Genomic DNA, 13,245 nt, shown 5'->3' on the forward strand with positions numbered 1-13,245 from the left:
GGCAGAGGCTTAGAACAGGTCGCACTACTATCTCAAATGCCCAATCGCGCGGGGCATGTTCCCCATCAGCACCCTCGGGACAAGCGTTGATGATGTGGGCGCCCCCCCCCGACGGCATCGGTGTGCCAAGGTGGGTTTGCAACAGTCCACATTGAAGGGGGGTCATGTCGGAAGTTACTGAACAGGTACCAATGCATGTTCAGGCAATCCGCCCGGAGCTTCGAATTGAATGCTATGGACCGCGAGCTGACTCGGCCACTCTGGGCGGATACCAGACCTCCGCTGCGCTATGCATGATTGTCCGCTCGGCGGACGGAGCTGCCATTCAGCTACGACAATCTTTGGACCATGATCAGTTCATCGACTTCTCGGCCCCTATCGATCAGCGCCCGAGGAACCCTGCCCACTTGCTCGAAGCCATGGCGTTCGTAGAAGCGAATTGCAGTGACATTGTGCTCGTTGACGTTCAGCTCAAGCTGTCGAACGCCGTTCTCTACGGCGCAAGCTGTCACCACGCTCAGTAGGTTGTCCGCAAGTCCGGCTCCGCGCTCGCTTTCGCGCAGGTAGGCCATGATAAGCGTCGTACGATGCGCCTTCTTCTCACCGTGCTGGAGCAACAGCCCCATGATTCCGACCGGCTCGTCACCTCTCAACACGGCGTACACGGGGGTCTTCAACCGGTTCAGCCATTCCGAGTTCGGAAGCGACGACCAGTCCGCTTCCGTGTTGGCGAAAGACGAAGGAGAGCAACGAAGAGACTCCAAACGGATCGCCTTAAATAGTGGTAGTTCTGTTGCGCCGAGCTTGACTATCTGTACGTCGTCCATGGATCTGCTCCGCTTCAAACTGGCTCTGCCAGTTCCACGAAACGGGGAATACGGCAATGCGCCGACGCCAGCTTTGGGCTTGGAGCTGTTGCCCGCCGCGCGTCACGGAGACGGCAGCAGCGCGGGATGAAGCGAAGGTTCGCAGCGGCACAACGTCGTTTCTACGTGTCACAAATCTCGATCCTGTCCCGTCTTATAGGCATGGCAAGAGAAACGGAGACAGCGATGACCCCTCGTATGAACTACTACAAGGCCGCGCCCGATACGATGAAGGCGATGATTGCGGCCGAGGAGACGACGAAGAGCTTATCTCTTCCTGAAGCCCTGCGTGAGTTGGTCAAGATGCGCGTGTCGCAGATCAACGGATGCGCTTTCTGCCTGGACATGCACGCCCCGGCGGCGCGGCAAGCTGGCGTAGCGCAGCAGAAGCTGGACGTACTTGCAGCTTGGCGAGAAAGCCCGGTCTTCGATGATCGCGAGCGTGCAGCACTGGTGTGGGCCGAGGCTTTGACGCGCATCGAGCAAACTGGTGCGCCCGATGCTGCCTACCAGCGCCTGGCGGCAGCCTTCGATGAGCGCGAACGGGTCGAGTTGACCTTCGTAATCACCATGATCAATGCGTGGAACCGCTTTGCAGTTGGTTTTCGCTCGATCCACAGGGTGCGTACGGATCAAGATGCAGCAGCCTGACCCGCACAGTCAGATTTTCGAGGGCGAGCGCCGGCGTCTGGCGGGGCTCGCCTACCGCATGACCGGGTCGGTGGCCGAGACGGATGATATTCTCCAAGAGGCCGCGCTCAAGTTCCGTGTTTCTGAGCTATCCCGCATCGACCGCCCGGCCCGGTGGTTGTCGACGGTCGTCATGCGCTTGTGCCTCGACCACCTGCGCTCTGCACGCACACGTAGGGAAACCTATGTCGGGGCATGGCTGCCCGATCCGTTGATCGCCGACCAATCCCCCGGCGCGGAAAGCGATTGGATGAAAACGGAGGATGTCGGTATCGCGCTGATCCTGACGCTCGACACCCTTACCCCGGAGATGCGTGCGGCCTTTATACTCCGCGACGCCTTCGACTACTCGTTCGACAAGATCGCCCAACTCCTTGGCAAGACCGATACCGCTTGTCGGCAACTTGTCTCACGCGCGCGGCGAAAACTGGCTGGAGCCGAACCTGTCGACCCACCATCGAGATCGATGAACCATCCGCTCGTCACCGCCTTCTGGGAGGCGAGCCGACTGGGCGACATGGACCGCCTACTCACCTTGTTCGCCGATGACATTGAGGTCCATACCGACGGTGGCGGCAAGGTCCCGGCAGCAATTAATGTACTGCATGGATCTCGCAAGGCTGCCCAATTGTTCGCTGGCCTCGCGAGAAAGCAAACACCTCCGACCGGACCTTGCCCCCCGCTTCGATGGATCAACGGCTCGCCGGGTTTCCTCTCCACCGAAAACGGCGTCTTGCAGACGACCGCGCTCTCGATCCGGAACAGCCGGATTGGGGCGATCTGGATCGTGAGGAACCCCGAAAAACTCCAGCACGTACGCCCGTGCGGATAGATGCAGAAAATTGGCGCGCGCCGAGCCCGCTTTTGACCTGCTGACGTGCGGTCCACCCGCAGTCTGTCGATCAGCCGACATGGTACCGTCTCGTAGCGCAAGCGAATGTCGTGGAAGGGCTCGGTCCGGACTTTCGCTGCGTCGGTCAACAAAGTCGGCTTAGGGCTGGAGGCTGCCATTCTCCACCTCCTTGACCTGGAAGCTCTGCTCAGTGATCTGTTTGACCGCATCCCGCTTTCTCGGCGTTGAACCTGCTGCTGCTCATCATGGCCCCCTTGCCTCAAAATTAGCGAAGAAGGCGTCCACAAGACACGGGGCTATTCAGATCTGCTTCTCATCGGCACCCAACATCCGCAGTTTTCATAACGAGGCTGTTACAGAATGGTGGTATACTTCAGCCCTGATCGCAGCCCAGCCGAAGGGTGATCTGTCGTCACCCCGAGAGGCCATTCGGGGAGCAGCTTCCATGTCCATGACGGCAGCTGAAGACCAGGCAACCGGCGCCTACTTTCTGGAGCCGGGTGAAGCGGAATTGCGGTGTTCGGGAGCGACGCGCACCTTCTTTCTTGCAACCGGTGACACCACCGGCGGCGCGTTCGCCTTGATCGACGAGACTGCCCGGCAAGGGGAGACCGTGCCACTGCACCGGCACTCGGTCGACCATGAGGCGCTTTACGTCATCGAGGGCGAGCTCAGCGTCTGCCTGGACAAGCTACCGTGTCATCGCGCGGGACCGGGCGCCTTCGCCCATTTCGCGCAGGGCGTTGTTCACGGGTTCCGGGTGGAAAGCGAGACAGCGCGATACCTCCTGATCACAACGCCACATCACGGCGAGTTCTACCGAGCCATCTCCCGGACACCGCGCGGTGAAGGCAAGGGGCCTGGCCAGCCTCTCGACGATGACACGATCATGGCGGCCTGCCGGACCTACGGCGTCGAGTTCATCGGGCCTTTCCCCATGGCTGACCTCGTATAAAGAAGCCGTATGGGGGAATGGTTGTCCGGTGAACTTGCCCTAACTCTGCGGCATGCTTGGACTCTTTCGTCTTGCCACTGCCTCCGCCTTCTTCCTGCTGCCGCTTGCCACTTTGCATGCGCAGGAGGAGCCTGCCGCGCCGCCGTCGACCATCGCCGTCGAGGATGTCAGGCCGGATGAAAAGATCGCCGAGCGCCTGCGGGCAGTCCTCGACGCGCTGGGGCGCGAGGGCATTGGCGTAGGCGTCGAAGCAAGCGTCATCCACCTGACAGGCGAGGTGGCCGAGGAGGCCGACAGCGCCGAGATTGCCGCGATCGCGGAACGGATCGACGGGGTCGTTGCGGTGCGCAACGACCTCGAAGTGGCGGCTGAGATTTCCGAGCAGCTTAACCCTGCCATCAAACGCTTCACGGCGCGTATCGAGCAGGCCGTGGCCCGACTGCCACTCCTGCTGCTCGCGCTGGCGATCTTTGTCATGATTGTCGGGCTCGGCTTCCTTCTGGCCCGCGCCCGGCTCTGGGACCGGCTGGCGCCCAACGCCTTCATCGCCGGAATCTACCGCCAAGCGGTGCGGGTGGTGATCGGCATCGCCGGTGTCGTGGTTGCGCTCGACGTGGCGGGCGCCTCCGCGCTCCTCGGGACCATTCTCGGCGCGGCGGGTCTCGTTGGCCTCGCGATCGGTTTTGCTGTGCGCGACACTGTCGAGAATTTCGTGGCCTCAATCATGCTTAGCTTGCGTCAGCCCTTCCAGCCAAACGATCTCGTCGAGATCGAAGGTGACACGGGCCGGGTGATCCGGCTGACCTCGCGGGCGACAATCCTGCTGTCGCTCGACGGCAACCATATTCGCATCCCGAACTTCGTGGTCTTCAAGAGCCGCATCATCAACTACACGCGCAATCCCGAGCGGCGGTTCAGCTTCGACATCGGCATCGATCCCGACGCTGACTTGGAGTCGACGAGGCTTCTTGCGCAGAAGACGCTGGCCGGGCTCCCATTCGTGCTGCCGCAGCCTGAGCCGCTGGTGTGGATCGAGGATGTGAGGGAAGCTGGAGCAATCCTGCGTTCCGGTGCCTGGATCGACCAGAACGTGACCGGCTTTGCCACCGCACGGGGAGATGCAATCCGTCTGGTCAAGGGCGCGATCGAGGCCGCTGGCGTGTCGATCCCCGACACGACCTACCGCATCCGCCTCGAAGGGTTGCCCGCTGGACAGTCTTCGCAGCCCGAAGTCCTGGCCGAGCGACCAACATCGGCCTCTCGCTCGGAACCGGCCCCGGCTGCCTTCCGCGAGTCGGAGGAGAAGGCGCTCATCTCGATGGTCGAGGCCGAGCGAGAGGGGGAGGACGATCTGCTGCGCAAGGATGCGCCACAGGAGTAAGTAAAGGGGAGGGGTGGTAAGTCCACAATTTCCAGCAATGCAGCACTACGCTCATTGCCATCTTTGCTTGGCGCCACCGCAAGTCCGTTGACTGGCGCTACATTGCGCCGGGCAAGTCGATGCGGAATGGCTCTTGTCGAGAGCTTTAGCGGGCGGATCCGCGGCAAGCCACTCAGTAAAGCGCTTCTTTCGACCCTCAAGATGCCAGGCGCCAGATCCAATCAGGCAGCTCGATTACAGCCTCCACCGCCCCCATTCGGCCTTGGATAACATCCCACCCGCCGAATTTGCCATGAAAACAGCACTGGAACAGCAGGCCGCATAGCCTCAGAAATCACCCACGGATTCTCCGTCAAACCGGAGGAAATATGGGTCTCAGGTCAGAGACAATAGGAAGCTGCCCGAAGCCGTCCTTGACTTGGCCCAAGCGAGGGCTTTCTTGTCGACCATGCCTGACCTTTCCTCTCGATCACTGGATGAACTGAGCCTCGACGAGGCCGCCCGACCGGCAGCGCCGCCGGTGCCGGAGGCATCGGATGGCCACCGGCATCAAGGGCGGCAGCTGGCGGCGATCCACCGTCACTACCTGATGGAAATCGCCCAGATCGCTGCGGTCCTGGCCCGGATTGAAGCCGGCGACAGTCCTCCCAAGAACCTCGAGCGGATCGTTCTGTCGCTGGATATGGCTAAAAACTTTCGCGCATTCGGATCTCTTTGCGGGCGCGAGTGCCAAATTCTGAAGTTCCACCATGACATCGAAAGCGCCGACATGTTTCCGCGGATCGAAGCGGCGGGCGGCGGCAAGTTCCGTGAGGTCGTTGCCAAGCTGAAGGCAGAACACGAGGTCGTCCACGAGCTGATTATCCGCCTCGGTGAGGCTGCGGATGCTCTGGCGAACAACCCGAACGATGCGAATTTCGTTCAGGCCGCCAATACGTTCAGGAAGTTGGAGGAGGTTATACGCTCTCACTTCGGCTACGAGGAAACCGAATTGGCGGAAGCCATCGGTTACTACCTTGGGTCGATCTGATAGCTTCAGGTAGACGACCCAGCATTCTCAAATGGCCTCTTGGCCGCCCGAAGCGGACAAGAAATCACCAACTGGACAGTCTCTTCGTCCCGCATGGCCGACGTTTATCCGCCCAGTATGCTGCGGCCTGCTTCAATGGCAGCTTCGGGAAAGCTGCGATGTGGCGTCCTATTGCATCGCCAAGGTCGGCTTTGGGCCGTCCTCCCAGGGGCGGCCCTGTTGTTCAGATCTCGGTCGCCTCGGCGATGGCGAGGGCGTCCTCAAGCTCTACTCCGAGATAGCGCACCGTGCTGTCCATCTTGGCGTGCCCAAGGAGGAGCTGGACCGCCCGCAAATTCCCTGTCTTTCGATAGATCTGCGCGACATTGGTCCGACGCATCGAGATGCCATCCGACAAGGAGGCGCACTGGTGCAACGTGCCGATCATTCGGGGCGGCGATCCAGACAGTTTGGCTATTTTGTCGACCCTGTCCCGCAGGCGTATGATGCATGCATGCCCGCCGTCGTGCGGTCCGCCGATGGTGATGGCGTGGTCCTGAACAGGAGGACACTCCCATGAAACTCTCACCAGTCATTCCGATCGTCAGCGCCTGTGCGCTGGTCGCCACGGCGGGCTGGGCGCAGACCGACGAGGTCACCGCCGAAGATCTCTTGCAGCGGCTCAAGGGTGTGGCACCCACCGACGTGCTGGAGAACGCAACGCTTCTGCATATCGGCGAGGATGGCGATATGCATACCGTGAAGGAGGGCAGCAACGGCTGGACATGCATGTATCCCGGCGGCGATCCGATGTGCGCCGACGCCGAGGCGGTCAAATGGGCGCAGGCCTATATGGGTCAGGAAACGCCGCCAGACACGCTGGGCTTCGTCTACATGCTGCTCGGGGACGAGGGCGCCAGCAACGTCGATCCCTATGCCGAGGGTGAAACGGCGGACAACGCGTGGGTGCGGACCGGACCGCACGTGATGGTCGTGGGCTCAGGCGCGCAGCCACTTCTGGAAAGCTATCCGTCGGAGGTGCCGGAGGGCGCGATGCAGCCATGGGTGATGTGGCCGGACACGCCCTATGCGCATCTGATGATCCCGATCGAGTGAGATCTACGGCCGCGGGGCGCAAGGGGCTCGCTATATAGGCGGGCCTCTTTCTCATGCATCGCCGGAGTAGCAGAACATCCGCCTGAGCGAGTTGCAATCCGACCTGCTGCGCAGCAAGGCGGCGTTACCGCGTCCGGTCTGAAGCGACAAACGACGGCTTCTGCATCATCCAGCTCACCGATGGACCTGACGGTCCTTACCGCCCCTACAGCGAGGTTCAGCACGACGCCGACAATCGCCGACAGGGCGCAGGAAAGCACCAGTTGCCGCGCAGCTGCTCGATGTGGGAAGTCCGAAACAGATCTACAAAGGCCCGAGGGGCTTTCACCCTGGACGCCCTATTGCGTCTTGGATGTCTTGTCCGGCCTGAGGGCTGCGTTTGGAAGACCTGCGTCAACCCAACGCGTGATGATGTCGATCTCGGCTGATGGCAAGGTACGACTAAAAAATGGCATGCGCGGCAGAGTCCTGCCATGGAGCCGTCGGATCAACTCGCTTCGCTCGGCGTCTCCCGGAATGAGGATCGCGCCTCTCGAACTGCCCGCCATGGCGGCTTCATAGCTGTCGAGACGAAGACCCAGCGCCGCGCCATGCCCGGAGTGACACATGACGCAGCGCTCGTTGAAGATTTCGCTGACCATGTCCCAGTCGGGCAGCGGGTCGGCGGGATCGGCTGCAGCCTGACTTGTGATCGAACCGAGCATTAGAAGGGCTAAAGCACAATGCCATTTCATAGCGGGACCAATCATCAATTTCGACGACGCGATCTGACGCCTCTCATGCCTCTTCGGAACGCTGACAATATAGCAGACTGGCCCTCGCCAGCTGCCAAGAATTCGGAAGTGTCGAGCGCCGAGGCCGCCCGTCATTGAGCGCTGTTTGATGCCAAGAAGTCTGCGGGAATCGTCAGGACAGGAGTAGAATGCGCGCGGCGACCAACGACAGCAGTGTCGAGGGTGTGCCTTTTAGGAGGTAAGTGTCATGACTGGAAGAATAGTATTCTCGTTAGTAGCAATGATGACACCGATTGCGTGCTGGGCCGCAGAGATCGACCTCGACGAACTACGCAGTGCGGTATCGAAGTATCAGGATGTGAACCAAGCCCTCGCGGATGGTTACATCAACCCAGACAATCACTGCGTCTCGGCGGAAGGGGAAGGCCTGCCTCCGGAACTCGGTGGCATGGGGATACACTTCATTCATCCGGAACTGCTCAAGATAACTGCGACCGAGCCGCGGGTCGATGGAAAGGGAACGCATACCGATTGGATGCGTCCCTCCGTCCTGATCTACGAACCGCAGGCGGACGGTTCACTCGAACTCGTCGGGGTCGAGAACCTCGTGTTCGAGGCCGCTTGGCGTGAATCGGGGAAGGAGGAGGAGCTAATGTTCAACGGCCGGAGTTGGGACCATATGGCCGATGACCCATCAACACCGGGGGACGAGGCCCATGGTTTCTCACCTCACTACGATCAGCATGTGTGGCTGTTTCGAGAGAATCCCATGGGGAATCTGATGCCGTTTAATCCGGCCGTAACCTGTGAGCACCATAAGCATTAGACTGAGGTAAATTACCTGCATCGTGCGGAGATGACGGTCGATGCTCCACTGCGTATCAGAGCCTCGACCGTCATTCCGGATGGATGGTTGAGTGGCCCTCTTTCGCGCAGAAATGGTATGGCGGATCGTTGCTGCGGGACAGATGGACGGCCGCTTTGAACCCCGAGCTACCCCGGTTCACCCAGGCGATAAACTGACATTCGCAACCTCCCCGACCTGGTAGCTTCGTTCAGAGATCGGAGCGACGGTATTCCGCTCGAACATTCGCGAACTGACTGCTGCTTACAAATGGAAAAGGCATCTGCGAATTACGGGGCTATTGGTGCCTCCGAATTTGATCGGCAACCGGGAAGCGCGCATGATGGGCGGTGCCAACAGCTCCATGTGAAGGCGCTCGACATGTCGTGTCACTCCTTTTCCATCGGCCGGCTGGGCCCAGTGGTCGTGGCGATCAGCCTAACTTCAGCTGCGGCGTCTGCCGACGAGGACATTCTACGCTGGCGTATGAACAGCCTGCTCTACCCGAAGCTGTTCGGCGAGGCTGGGTCCTATTTCGCGGCCGAGGTGGAGCGCCGGACCGGGGGCAGCTTCCTCATCGAGGTGCAGGACCGGATGGTTCTCGACCAGGATAGCTTCGGCGCGCTCGAGGCTGGGCTGATCGACGCGGTCTGGGGGTCGGCCGGCCACCATCACCGCGAGGACCCAGCGCTCGCGATCTTCAGCGGCTTTCCTTTCGGGCCGGACCCTGAGGGCTTTACCGCCTGGATGCGCGAAGGGGGCGGGGCCGAGGCGCTTGACGCGATCTATGCGCGCCATGCTCTTAAAAGCTTCTATTGCGGCGTGCTGCCGGCCGAGGGCGGCGGCTGGTTCCGCGCACCTGTCGAAACGGTCGCCGATCTCGATGGGCTGCCCATGCGCGCCTTCGGCTACGGCGCGCTGACGCTCAGGGCGCTCGGCGTCGTGCCCTACGAGTTGCCGGCTGCCGACATCCGCCCGGCGCTGGAAACCGGGCTGGTCGCTGCGGCAGAGTTTTCGTTGCCGTCGATCGACGCCGATCTCGGCCTGCACGAGGCGGCGGGGCATCTTTATTTGCCCGGCTGGCAACAGCCGGCCACCTCGCTTGAACTGCTGATGCCTCGGCGCAGATGGACCGCACTTTCGTATGACCACCGATCCGCGATCGAAGCTGCCTGCGTGACAACACTCACATGGTCGCTCGAGACGGCGCAGCCTCAGCAGGTGGCGGCACTGGAGCGGTTCCGCAACGAGGGGGTCATGATACATGATTGGCCCGAAGAGATCCTTGCAAGGCTGCGAGAGGCTTGGGCGGAGGTGATCGCCGAGGAGACCGTCCGCGATCCGCTACTTGCCGCGGCTTGGGAAAGCTATCTGAGCCATGTCGAGAGCCGCGGCGCCGCCTCGGCGCAGGGCTACATCGATTAGGGCCCCATCAGTCAGGCAGCCCAGCCCGCCGAAGCCCGTCGAGGAACCGCTCTCGGCTGTCGTGATCCGACCATCCGTCGAGCGACTGCGCCACCGCGGCGATGCTGCGCTCCGGGCGGCGACCCTCGGCGGCCTGAATGATCGCAGCCGCCTCATCGGTGCGGCCTGCCTGCGCGAGGCTCGACGCCAGCAGCCAGCCAGGCCACCAGCGCGTGCCGGTGAAGGTGCCAGCGCCGTGGAGCGCACCGAAAGCTTCCGCCGCACGGGCCGGCTCCCCCGCGACGAGATAGCTCAGCCCGGCCACCTGCCGATACCACCCTGGCGGGGTCGGATCGAGATGCAACGCCCGTTCTATATGGCGCACAGCCTCGGCGCCATGGCCGGACAACGCCAGCACATGTGCCAGCACGGCGAGGTTGTCGGTCTCACCGGGTTCGATTGTCACCGCCGCCCGCGCATTGGCCAGCGCGTCGACCGGCGAGCGCATCTCGGGAAAGGGGGAAAGCAATCGCATTTCGGCCAGCAACCGGTGCGCGTCCGAACCGCCTCCTCGGGCTACGGCACGCTCTATCATGTCGATAGCCCGCGCCATCTCGCGGCGGCCCCCGCCCCATGCGAGATGTTGCACTTCGAGCCAGTAGGTCAGGCCGAGGTCGGCCCAAGCCTTCGCGTCGTCAGGATCAGTTGCGACTGCTGTCTGAAGCAACGCGCGCGCCTGCTCGTTGGTCTCCCGCCTCTGCCAGTCCCGCCCGTCGAGCAGCGCCTCGGCCGCCATGGCCCGGTCCGAAGTCGCTGGAGGGACATCCGGTTCGGCAGGCTTCGTCAGCCATCCCAGACCCGCAAAAACGACTACTACGACGGCGGCTGCGCCGAACTGAACCGTGCGCTGTGGCCGGTCCTTAGGCGGCGCACTCCCTTTCTCCTCCTCGAGCACGTAGCCACGCCGGGGAACTGTGCGCAGCAGCGCGGCGCCGCGCGGCCCCAGAGCGCGCCTGATGTCGCTGATGCATTGTGCCAGGGAGTCGTCTGACACGATCACGTCCGGCCATGCGTCGCGCAGAAGATCGTCCCTGGCCACCAGCTCCCCGCGCCGCGCCAGCAGTAGTTCAAGGACTCGAAAGGATTTAGCGCGCAGAACCCGCTCGGCGCCGCTCCCATCCTCGAGCCGACCGCGCCTGGGGTTCAGCACGACGTCGCCGATCCGAATGATCTCGCATTCCTCCACGACGATGACCCGGTGCTGGACCTACCGATTTTAGCACGATTTCAGGCTTTCTTCAGGCCGTTTTCAGGACTTCGGCCCAGCCACGACTGAAGCTTCGGGGGACACCATCACGGCCTTGGGAGGGTCATCATGCGCCGCTCCGCGCCTTACATCACCACGCTTGTCTTGGGCCTCTCAACCATGACTGCAGCACCGTTGCCCGCCACCGCGCAGGAGGGTCGGATGCGCGATGCACCGTCGCTTCTCGACACCCTCGCGCTGTGGCTTGAGGCCAATTTTGACCTGCCGCGCGCAGCCCGTGATCCACGTCTCGTCACACTGCCCAGCTCGGAACTGGTCGCGATGCGCTATGGCGTCGGAGCAAGCGTCGCTCCCGACCGGGTGGTCGCGCTCTATGAGGAGACCACCGGCACCATCTATCTCTCCGACGGCTGGACCGGCCACAGCCCGGCGGAGCTGTCGATCTTGGTTCACGAGTTGGTTCATCACATGCAGGCCATGGCCGGGCACCGCTTTGCTTGCCCGGCCGCGCGCGAGCGACTGGCCTATCGGGCCCAGGACGCTTGGCTCGCCCTATTCGGCGAGGATCTGGAGACGGCCTTCAACCTCGATCCAGCGATGCTGCTGGTCGGCACAGTCTGCACCCATTGATAGCCCCGGCATTGCCGGAGGTGAAACTTGAGCCCCATCCGCGAAAGGAACCATCATGTTGGGACTTCAACACCACCCTTGGACATCATTCGCCCTCGGTCTCTTCGCTGGTCTCGTAGCCATTGCCGGTGGGTCCGGTCTTGCGCAGATGTCGGGCCCGACCGAGCATGCCGGCCTGACGGTAGACCTGTTGGCCGAGTTGTCTCCTCAGACCATGGAAGCCACCATTGGCCTTGCGGGCTACAGCATGCGCATGCGTGCCGTCGAGATCGCTCCCGGCGGCCAGATCGCCGAGCATAGTCATGCCGACCGCCCGGGCATCGTCACGGTGATCGACGGCATCTGGGTCGAAGGTCAACCCTCGGGCGAACGCAGCTTCGATGCCGCCTCGCTGGGCACGTTCCCCGAGACCGAGGAGACAGTGCATTGGGTCTACAACCGCACCGATGCCCCGGCCACCGCGTTGGTCTGCGACATCGCCAAGGTCGAGTAGGGCTCTCGGCCGGCCCCCGTCAAAAGGGTGGTGGTTCTCGCTGGGGCCACTCACTTACGCGTTCGCCGGGACCCCTCCAAGCTTACACATACGTCCAACTTGGCTGCCCTCGGGGAGACCATGACGCCTCCTGTTCAGCAAGCTGTCGATACGACTGAATGTCGGGGCGCCGGCGCGTCGGCAGCGGGCAACGCAGCCGCTGCCGTATCCCCCAACAGTCCGCCCCGGCCGATCTCGTTTATTGCCCACATCATGGATGCGGGGTGCCGTTTCATCGGGCTCATGGCTTGCTGGGCGCAGCAACCGGATCGATAGCCGCAATCTCCATCTCTGCCAGTTCGTGCAAGCCGCCACTGACGATAACGATGATCGAGGGAATACCCAGATCGGCGCGCAAGACTACCGCGGCTTCGGCGCCGCTCCACTGTTTGACCAGGTGCCGGCCGACGAAGGCTTTGCAGCAGTTCTGCCACCTCTCAAAGCAGACGTTCGCGGCTGGGTTGCCGAGTGACGGCTTTGGGCCGTTTGCGGCCCTCAGTAGGGAACAGCGGAACAGCGCTTCGAGGCGAGCAGGTCCGAGCGCCCTGCCCTGTGGTCCTGAAACGCAGAAAACCTCCCGAGGGCTTGTCTGGATCTCTGTCAGATTACGTTGGTTGCGGGAGCAGGATTTGAACCTGCGACCTTCAGGTTATGAGCCTGACGAGCTACCGGGCTGCTCCATCCCGCGCCATGTTGCGTGGCCCCTGGCCCCTGTGGGGGTTTTGGAGGGCCGCGCCTTGTCATCGTATCAGAGAGAAGGGGCGATGTTTCTTTCTAGGTCTGGCGGTGACTTACTCTCCCACGTCTTGAGACGCAGTACCATCAGCGCAACGGCGCTTAACGGCCGAGTTCGGAATGGGATCGGGTGTTTCGCTCGTGCTATGGCCACCAGACCGAGGAAGAAACATCTGTTCGGTGGCCGACCGCCCGGGGGCGGCCTCGCGGCCATCGAGATTTCCAAGTC

The 13,245-nt window shown here is 62.3% G+C and carries 13 protein-coding genes, 1 tRNA gene, 1 rRNA gene and 1 pseudogene; 10 read left to right on the forward strand and 6 right to left on the reverse strand.

The window, feature by feature from the left end; genetic code table 11:
• Positions 1 to 329: 329 nt before the first annotated feature.
• Positions 330 to 827, reverse strand: coding sequence for a GNAT family N-acetyltransferase (locus BLT43_RS16895; RefSeq protein ID WP_090114777.1), 498 nt, complete (start codon positions 825 to 827; stop codon positions 330 to 332).
• A 237-nt stretch (positions 828 to 1,064) separates the two neighbouring features.
• On the opposite strand from BLT43_RS16895, the gene BLT43_RS16900 reads away from it, so the two are divergent.
• From BLT43_RS16900 to BLT43_RS16920, 5 genes are all read left to right on the forward strand, one after another.
• A complete protein-coding gene (locus tag BLT43_RS16900) occupies positions 1,065 to 1,517 on the forward strand; it encodes a carboxymuconolactone decarboxylase family protein (RefSeq protein ID WP_242652329.1) in 453 nt (150 codons plus the stop codon).
• A complete protein-coding gene (gene sigJ, locus BLT43_RS16905; protein ID WP_165612650.1) occupies positions 1,504 to 2,388 on the forward strand; it encodes an RNA polymerase sigma factor SigJ in 885 nt (294 codons plus the stop codon). Before BLT43_RS16900 ends, sigJ begins: the two co-directional genes overlap by 14 nt.
• Positions 2,389 to 2,854: 466 nt before the next feature.
• A complete protein-coding gene (locus BLT43_RS16910; protein WP_090114780.1) occupies positions 2,855 to 3,364 on the forward strand; it encodes a cupin domain-containing protein in 510 nt (169 codons plus the stop codon).
• 52 nt (positions 3,365 to 3,416) lie between these two features.
• Positions 3,417 to 4,745 carry a mechanosensitive ion channel domain-containing protein gene (locus tag BLT43_RS16915; protein WP_090114782.1) on the forward strand — a complete coding sequence of 443 codons (1,329 nt, stop codon included), beginning with the start codon at positions 3,417 to 3,419 and terminating at the stop codon, positions 4,743 to 4,745.
• Positions 4,746 to 5,193: 448 nt separating this feature from the next.
• Positions 5,194 to 5,775 (forward strand): hemerythrin domain-containing protein, encoded by a 582-nt coding sequence (locus BLT43_RS16920; RefSeq protein WP_242652335.1) that lies wholly within the window; start codon positions 5,194 to 5,196, stop codon positions 5,773 to 5,775.
• A 223-nt stretch (positions 5,776 to 5,998) separates the two neighbouring features.
• Here BLT43_RS16920 and BLT43_RS16925 read toward each other — a convergent pair.
• Positions 5,999 to 6,157 (reverse strand): annotated as a pseudogene (locus BLT43_RS16925) (integrase); the annotation flags it as partial.
• 173 nt (positions 6,158 to 6,330) lie between these two features.
• On the opposite strand from BLT43_RS16925, the gene BLT43_RS16930 reads away from it, so the two are divergent.
• On the forward strand, positions 6,331 to 6,870 hold the full coding sequence (locus BLT43_RS16930) for a hypothetical protein (protein WP_090114788.1): 540 nt from the start codon (positions 6,331 to 6,333) through the stop codon (positions 6,868 to 6,870).
• Positions 6,871 to 7,208: 338 nt separating this feature from the next.
• Here BLT43_RS16930 and BLT43_RS16935 read toward each other — a convergent pair whose 3' ends face one another.
• On the reverse strand, positions 7,209 to 7,739 hold the full coding sequence (locus tag BLT43_RS16935; protein WP_090114789.1) for a c-type cytochrome domain-containing protein: 531 nt from the start codon (positions 7,737 to 7,739) through the stop codon (positions 7,209 to 7,211).
• A gap of 148 nt (positions 7,740 to 7,887) precedes the next feature.
• Here BLT43_RS16935 and BLT43_RS16940 point away from each other — a divergent pair, with 148 nt between their 5' ends.
• The gene (locus BLT43_RS16940) at positions 7,888 to 8,430 is read left to right on the forward strand and encodes a hypothetical protein (protein WP_242652330.1); all 543 of its coding nucleotides are present in this window, start codon (positions 7,888 to 7,890) and stop codon (positions 8,428 to 8,430) included.
• 384 nt (positions 8,431 to 8,814) lie between these two features.
• A complete protein-coding gene (locus tag BLT43_RS16945; RefSeq protein ID WP_090114793.1) occupies positions 8,815 to 9,873 on the forward strand; it encodes a TRAP transporter substrate-binding protein in 1,059 nt (352 codons plus the stop codon).
• A gap of 7 nt (positions 9,874 to 9,880) precedes the next feature.
• On the opposite strand, the gene BLT43_RS16950 is transcribed toward BLT43_RS16945, so the two are convergent.
• Positions 9,881 to 11,098 carry a winged helix-turn-helix domain-containing protein gene (locus tag BLT43_RS16950; RefSeq protein ID WP_090114795.1) on the reverse strand — a complete coding sequence of 406 codons (1,218 nt, stop codon included), beginning with the start codon at positions 11,096 to 11,098 and terminating at the stop codon, positions 9,881 to 9,883.
• A gap of 129 nt (positions 11,099 to 11,227) precedes the next feature.
• On the opposite strand from BLT43_RS16950, the gene BLT43_RS16955 reads away from it, so the two are divergent.
• Both BLT43_RS16955 and BLT43_RS16960 read left to right on the forward strand, forming a co-directional pair.
• A complete protein-coding gene (locus tag BLT43_RS16955; RefSeq protein WP_242652331.1) occupies positions 11,228 to 11,749 on the forward strand; it encodes a DUF6647 family protein in 522 nt (173 codons plus the stop codon).
• Positions 11,750 to 11,996: 247 nt separating this feature from the next.
• Positions 11,997 to 12,242 carry a cupin domain-containing protein gene (locus BLT43_RS16960; protein WP_242652332.1) on the forward strand — a complete coding sequence of 82 codons (246 nt, stop codon included), beginning with the start codon at positions 11,997 to 11,999 and terminating at the stop codon, positions 12,240 to 12,242.
• Positions 12,243 to 12,892: 650 nt separating this feature from the next.
• Here the strand turns inward: BLT43_RS16960 and BLT43_RS16965 are convergent.
• Both BLT43_RS16965 and rrf read right to left on the reverse strand, forming a co-directional pair.
• Positions 12,893 to 12,969: transfer RNA gene (locus BLT43_RS16965), tRNA-Met, on the reverse strand.
• Between the two features lie 90 nt (positions 12,970 to 13,059).
• Positions 13,060 to 13,174, reverse strand: a 5S ribosomal RNA gene (gene rrf, locus BLT43_RS16970).
• Between the last annotated feature and the right edge of the window lie 71 nt (positions 13,175 to 13,245).

It is taken from the genome of Limimaricola pyoseonensis (genome assembly GCF_900102015.1).
In the GTDB taxonomy this organism is placed as follows: Bacteria; Pseudomonadota; Alphaproteobacteria; order Rhodobacterales; family Rhodobacteraceae; genus Limimaricola; species Limimaricola pyoseonensis.

Coding starts and splice junctions, on each gene's coding strand:
- BLT43_RS16900 (WP_242652329.1), top strand. CDS start 1,065: ATGAACTACTACAAGGCCGCGCCCGATACGATGAAGGCGATGATTGCG.
- BLT43_RS16935 (WP_090114789.1), bottom strand. CDS start 7,739: ATGACGGGCGGCCTCGGCGCTCGACACTTCCGAATTCTTGGCAGCTGG.
- BLT43_RS16895 (WP_090114777.1), bottom strand. CDS start 827: ATGGACGACGTACAGATAGTCAAGCTCGGCGCAACAGAACTACCACTA.
- BLT43_RS16960 (WP_242652332.1), top strand. CDS start 11,997: ATGCGCATGCGTGCCGTCGAGATCGCTCCCGGCGGCCAGATCGCCGAG.
- BLT43_RS16920 (WP_242652335.1), top strand. CDS start 5,194: ATGCCTGACCTTTCCTCTCGATCACTGGATGAACTGAGCCTCGACGAG.
- BLT43_RS16915 (WP_090114782.1), top strand. CDS start 3,417: ATGCTTGGACTCTTTCGTCTTGCCACTGCCTCCGCCTTCTTCCTGCTG.
- BLT43_RS16910 (WP_090114780.1), top strand. CDS start 2,855: ATGTCCATGACGGCAGCTGAAGACCAGGCAACCGGCGCCTACTTTCTG.
- BLT43_RS16955 (WP_242652331.1), top strand. CDS start 11,228: ATGCGCCGCTCCGCGCCTTACATCACCACGCTTGTCTTGGGCCTCTCA.
- sigJ (WP_165612650.1), top strand. CDS start 1,504: ATGCAGCAGCCTGACCCGCACAGTCAGATTTTCGAGGGCGAGCGCCGG.
- BLT43_RS16930 (WP_090114788.1), top strand. CDS start 6,331: ATGAAACTCTCACCAGTCATTCCGATCGTCAGCGCCTGTGCGCTGGTC.
- BLT43_RS16940 (WP_242652330.1), top strand. CDS start 7,888: ATGACACCGATTGCGTGCTGGGCCGCAGAGATCGACCTCGACGAACTA.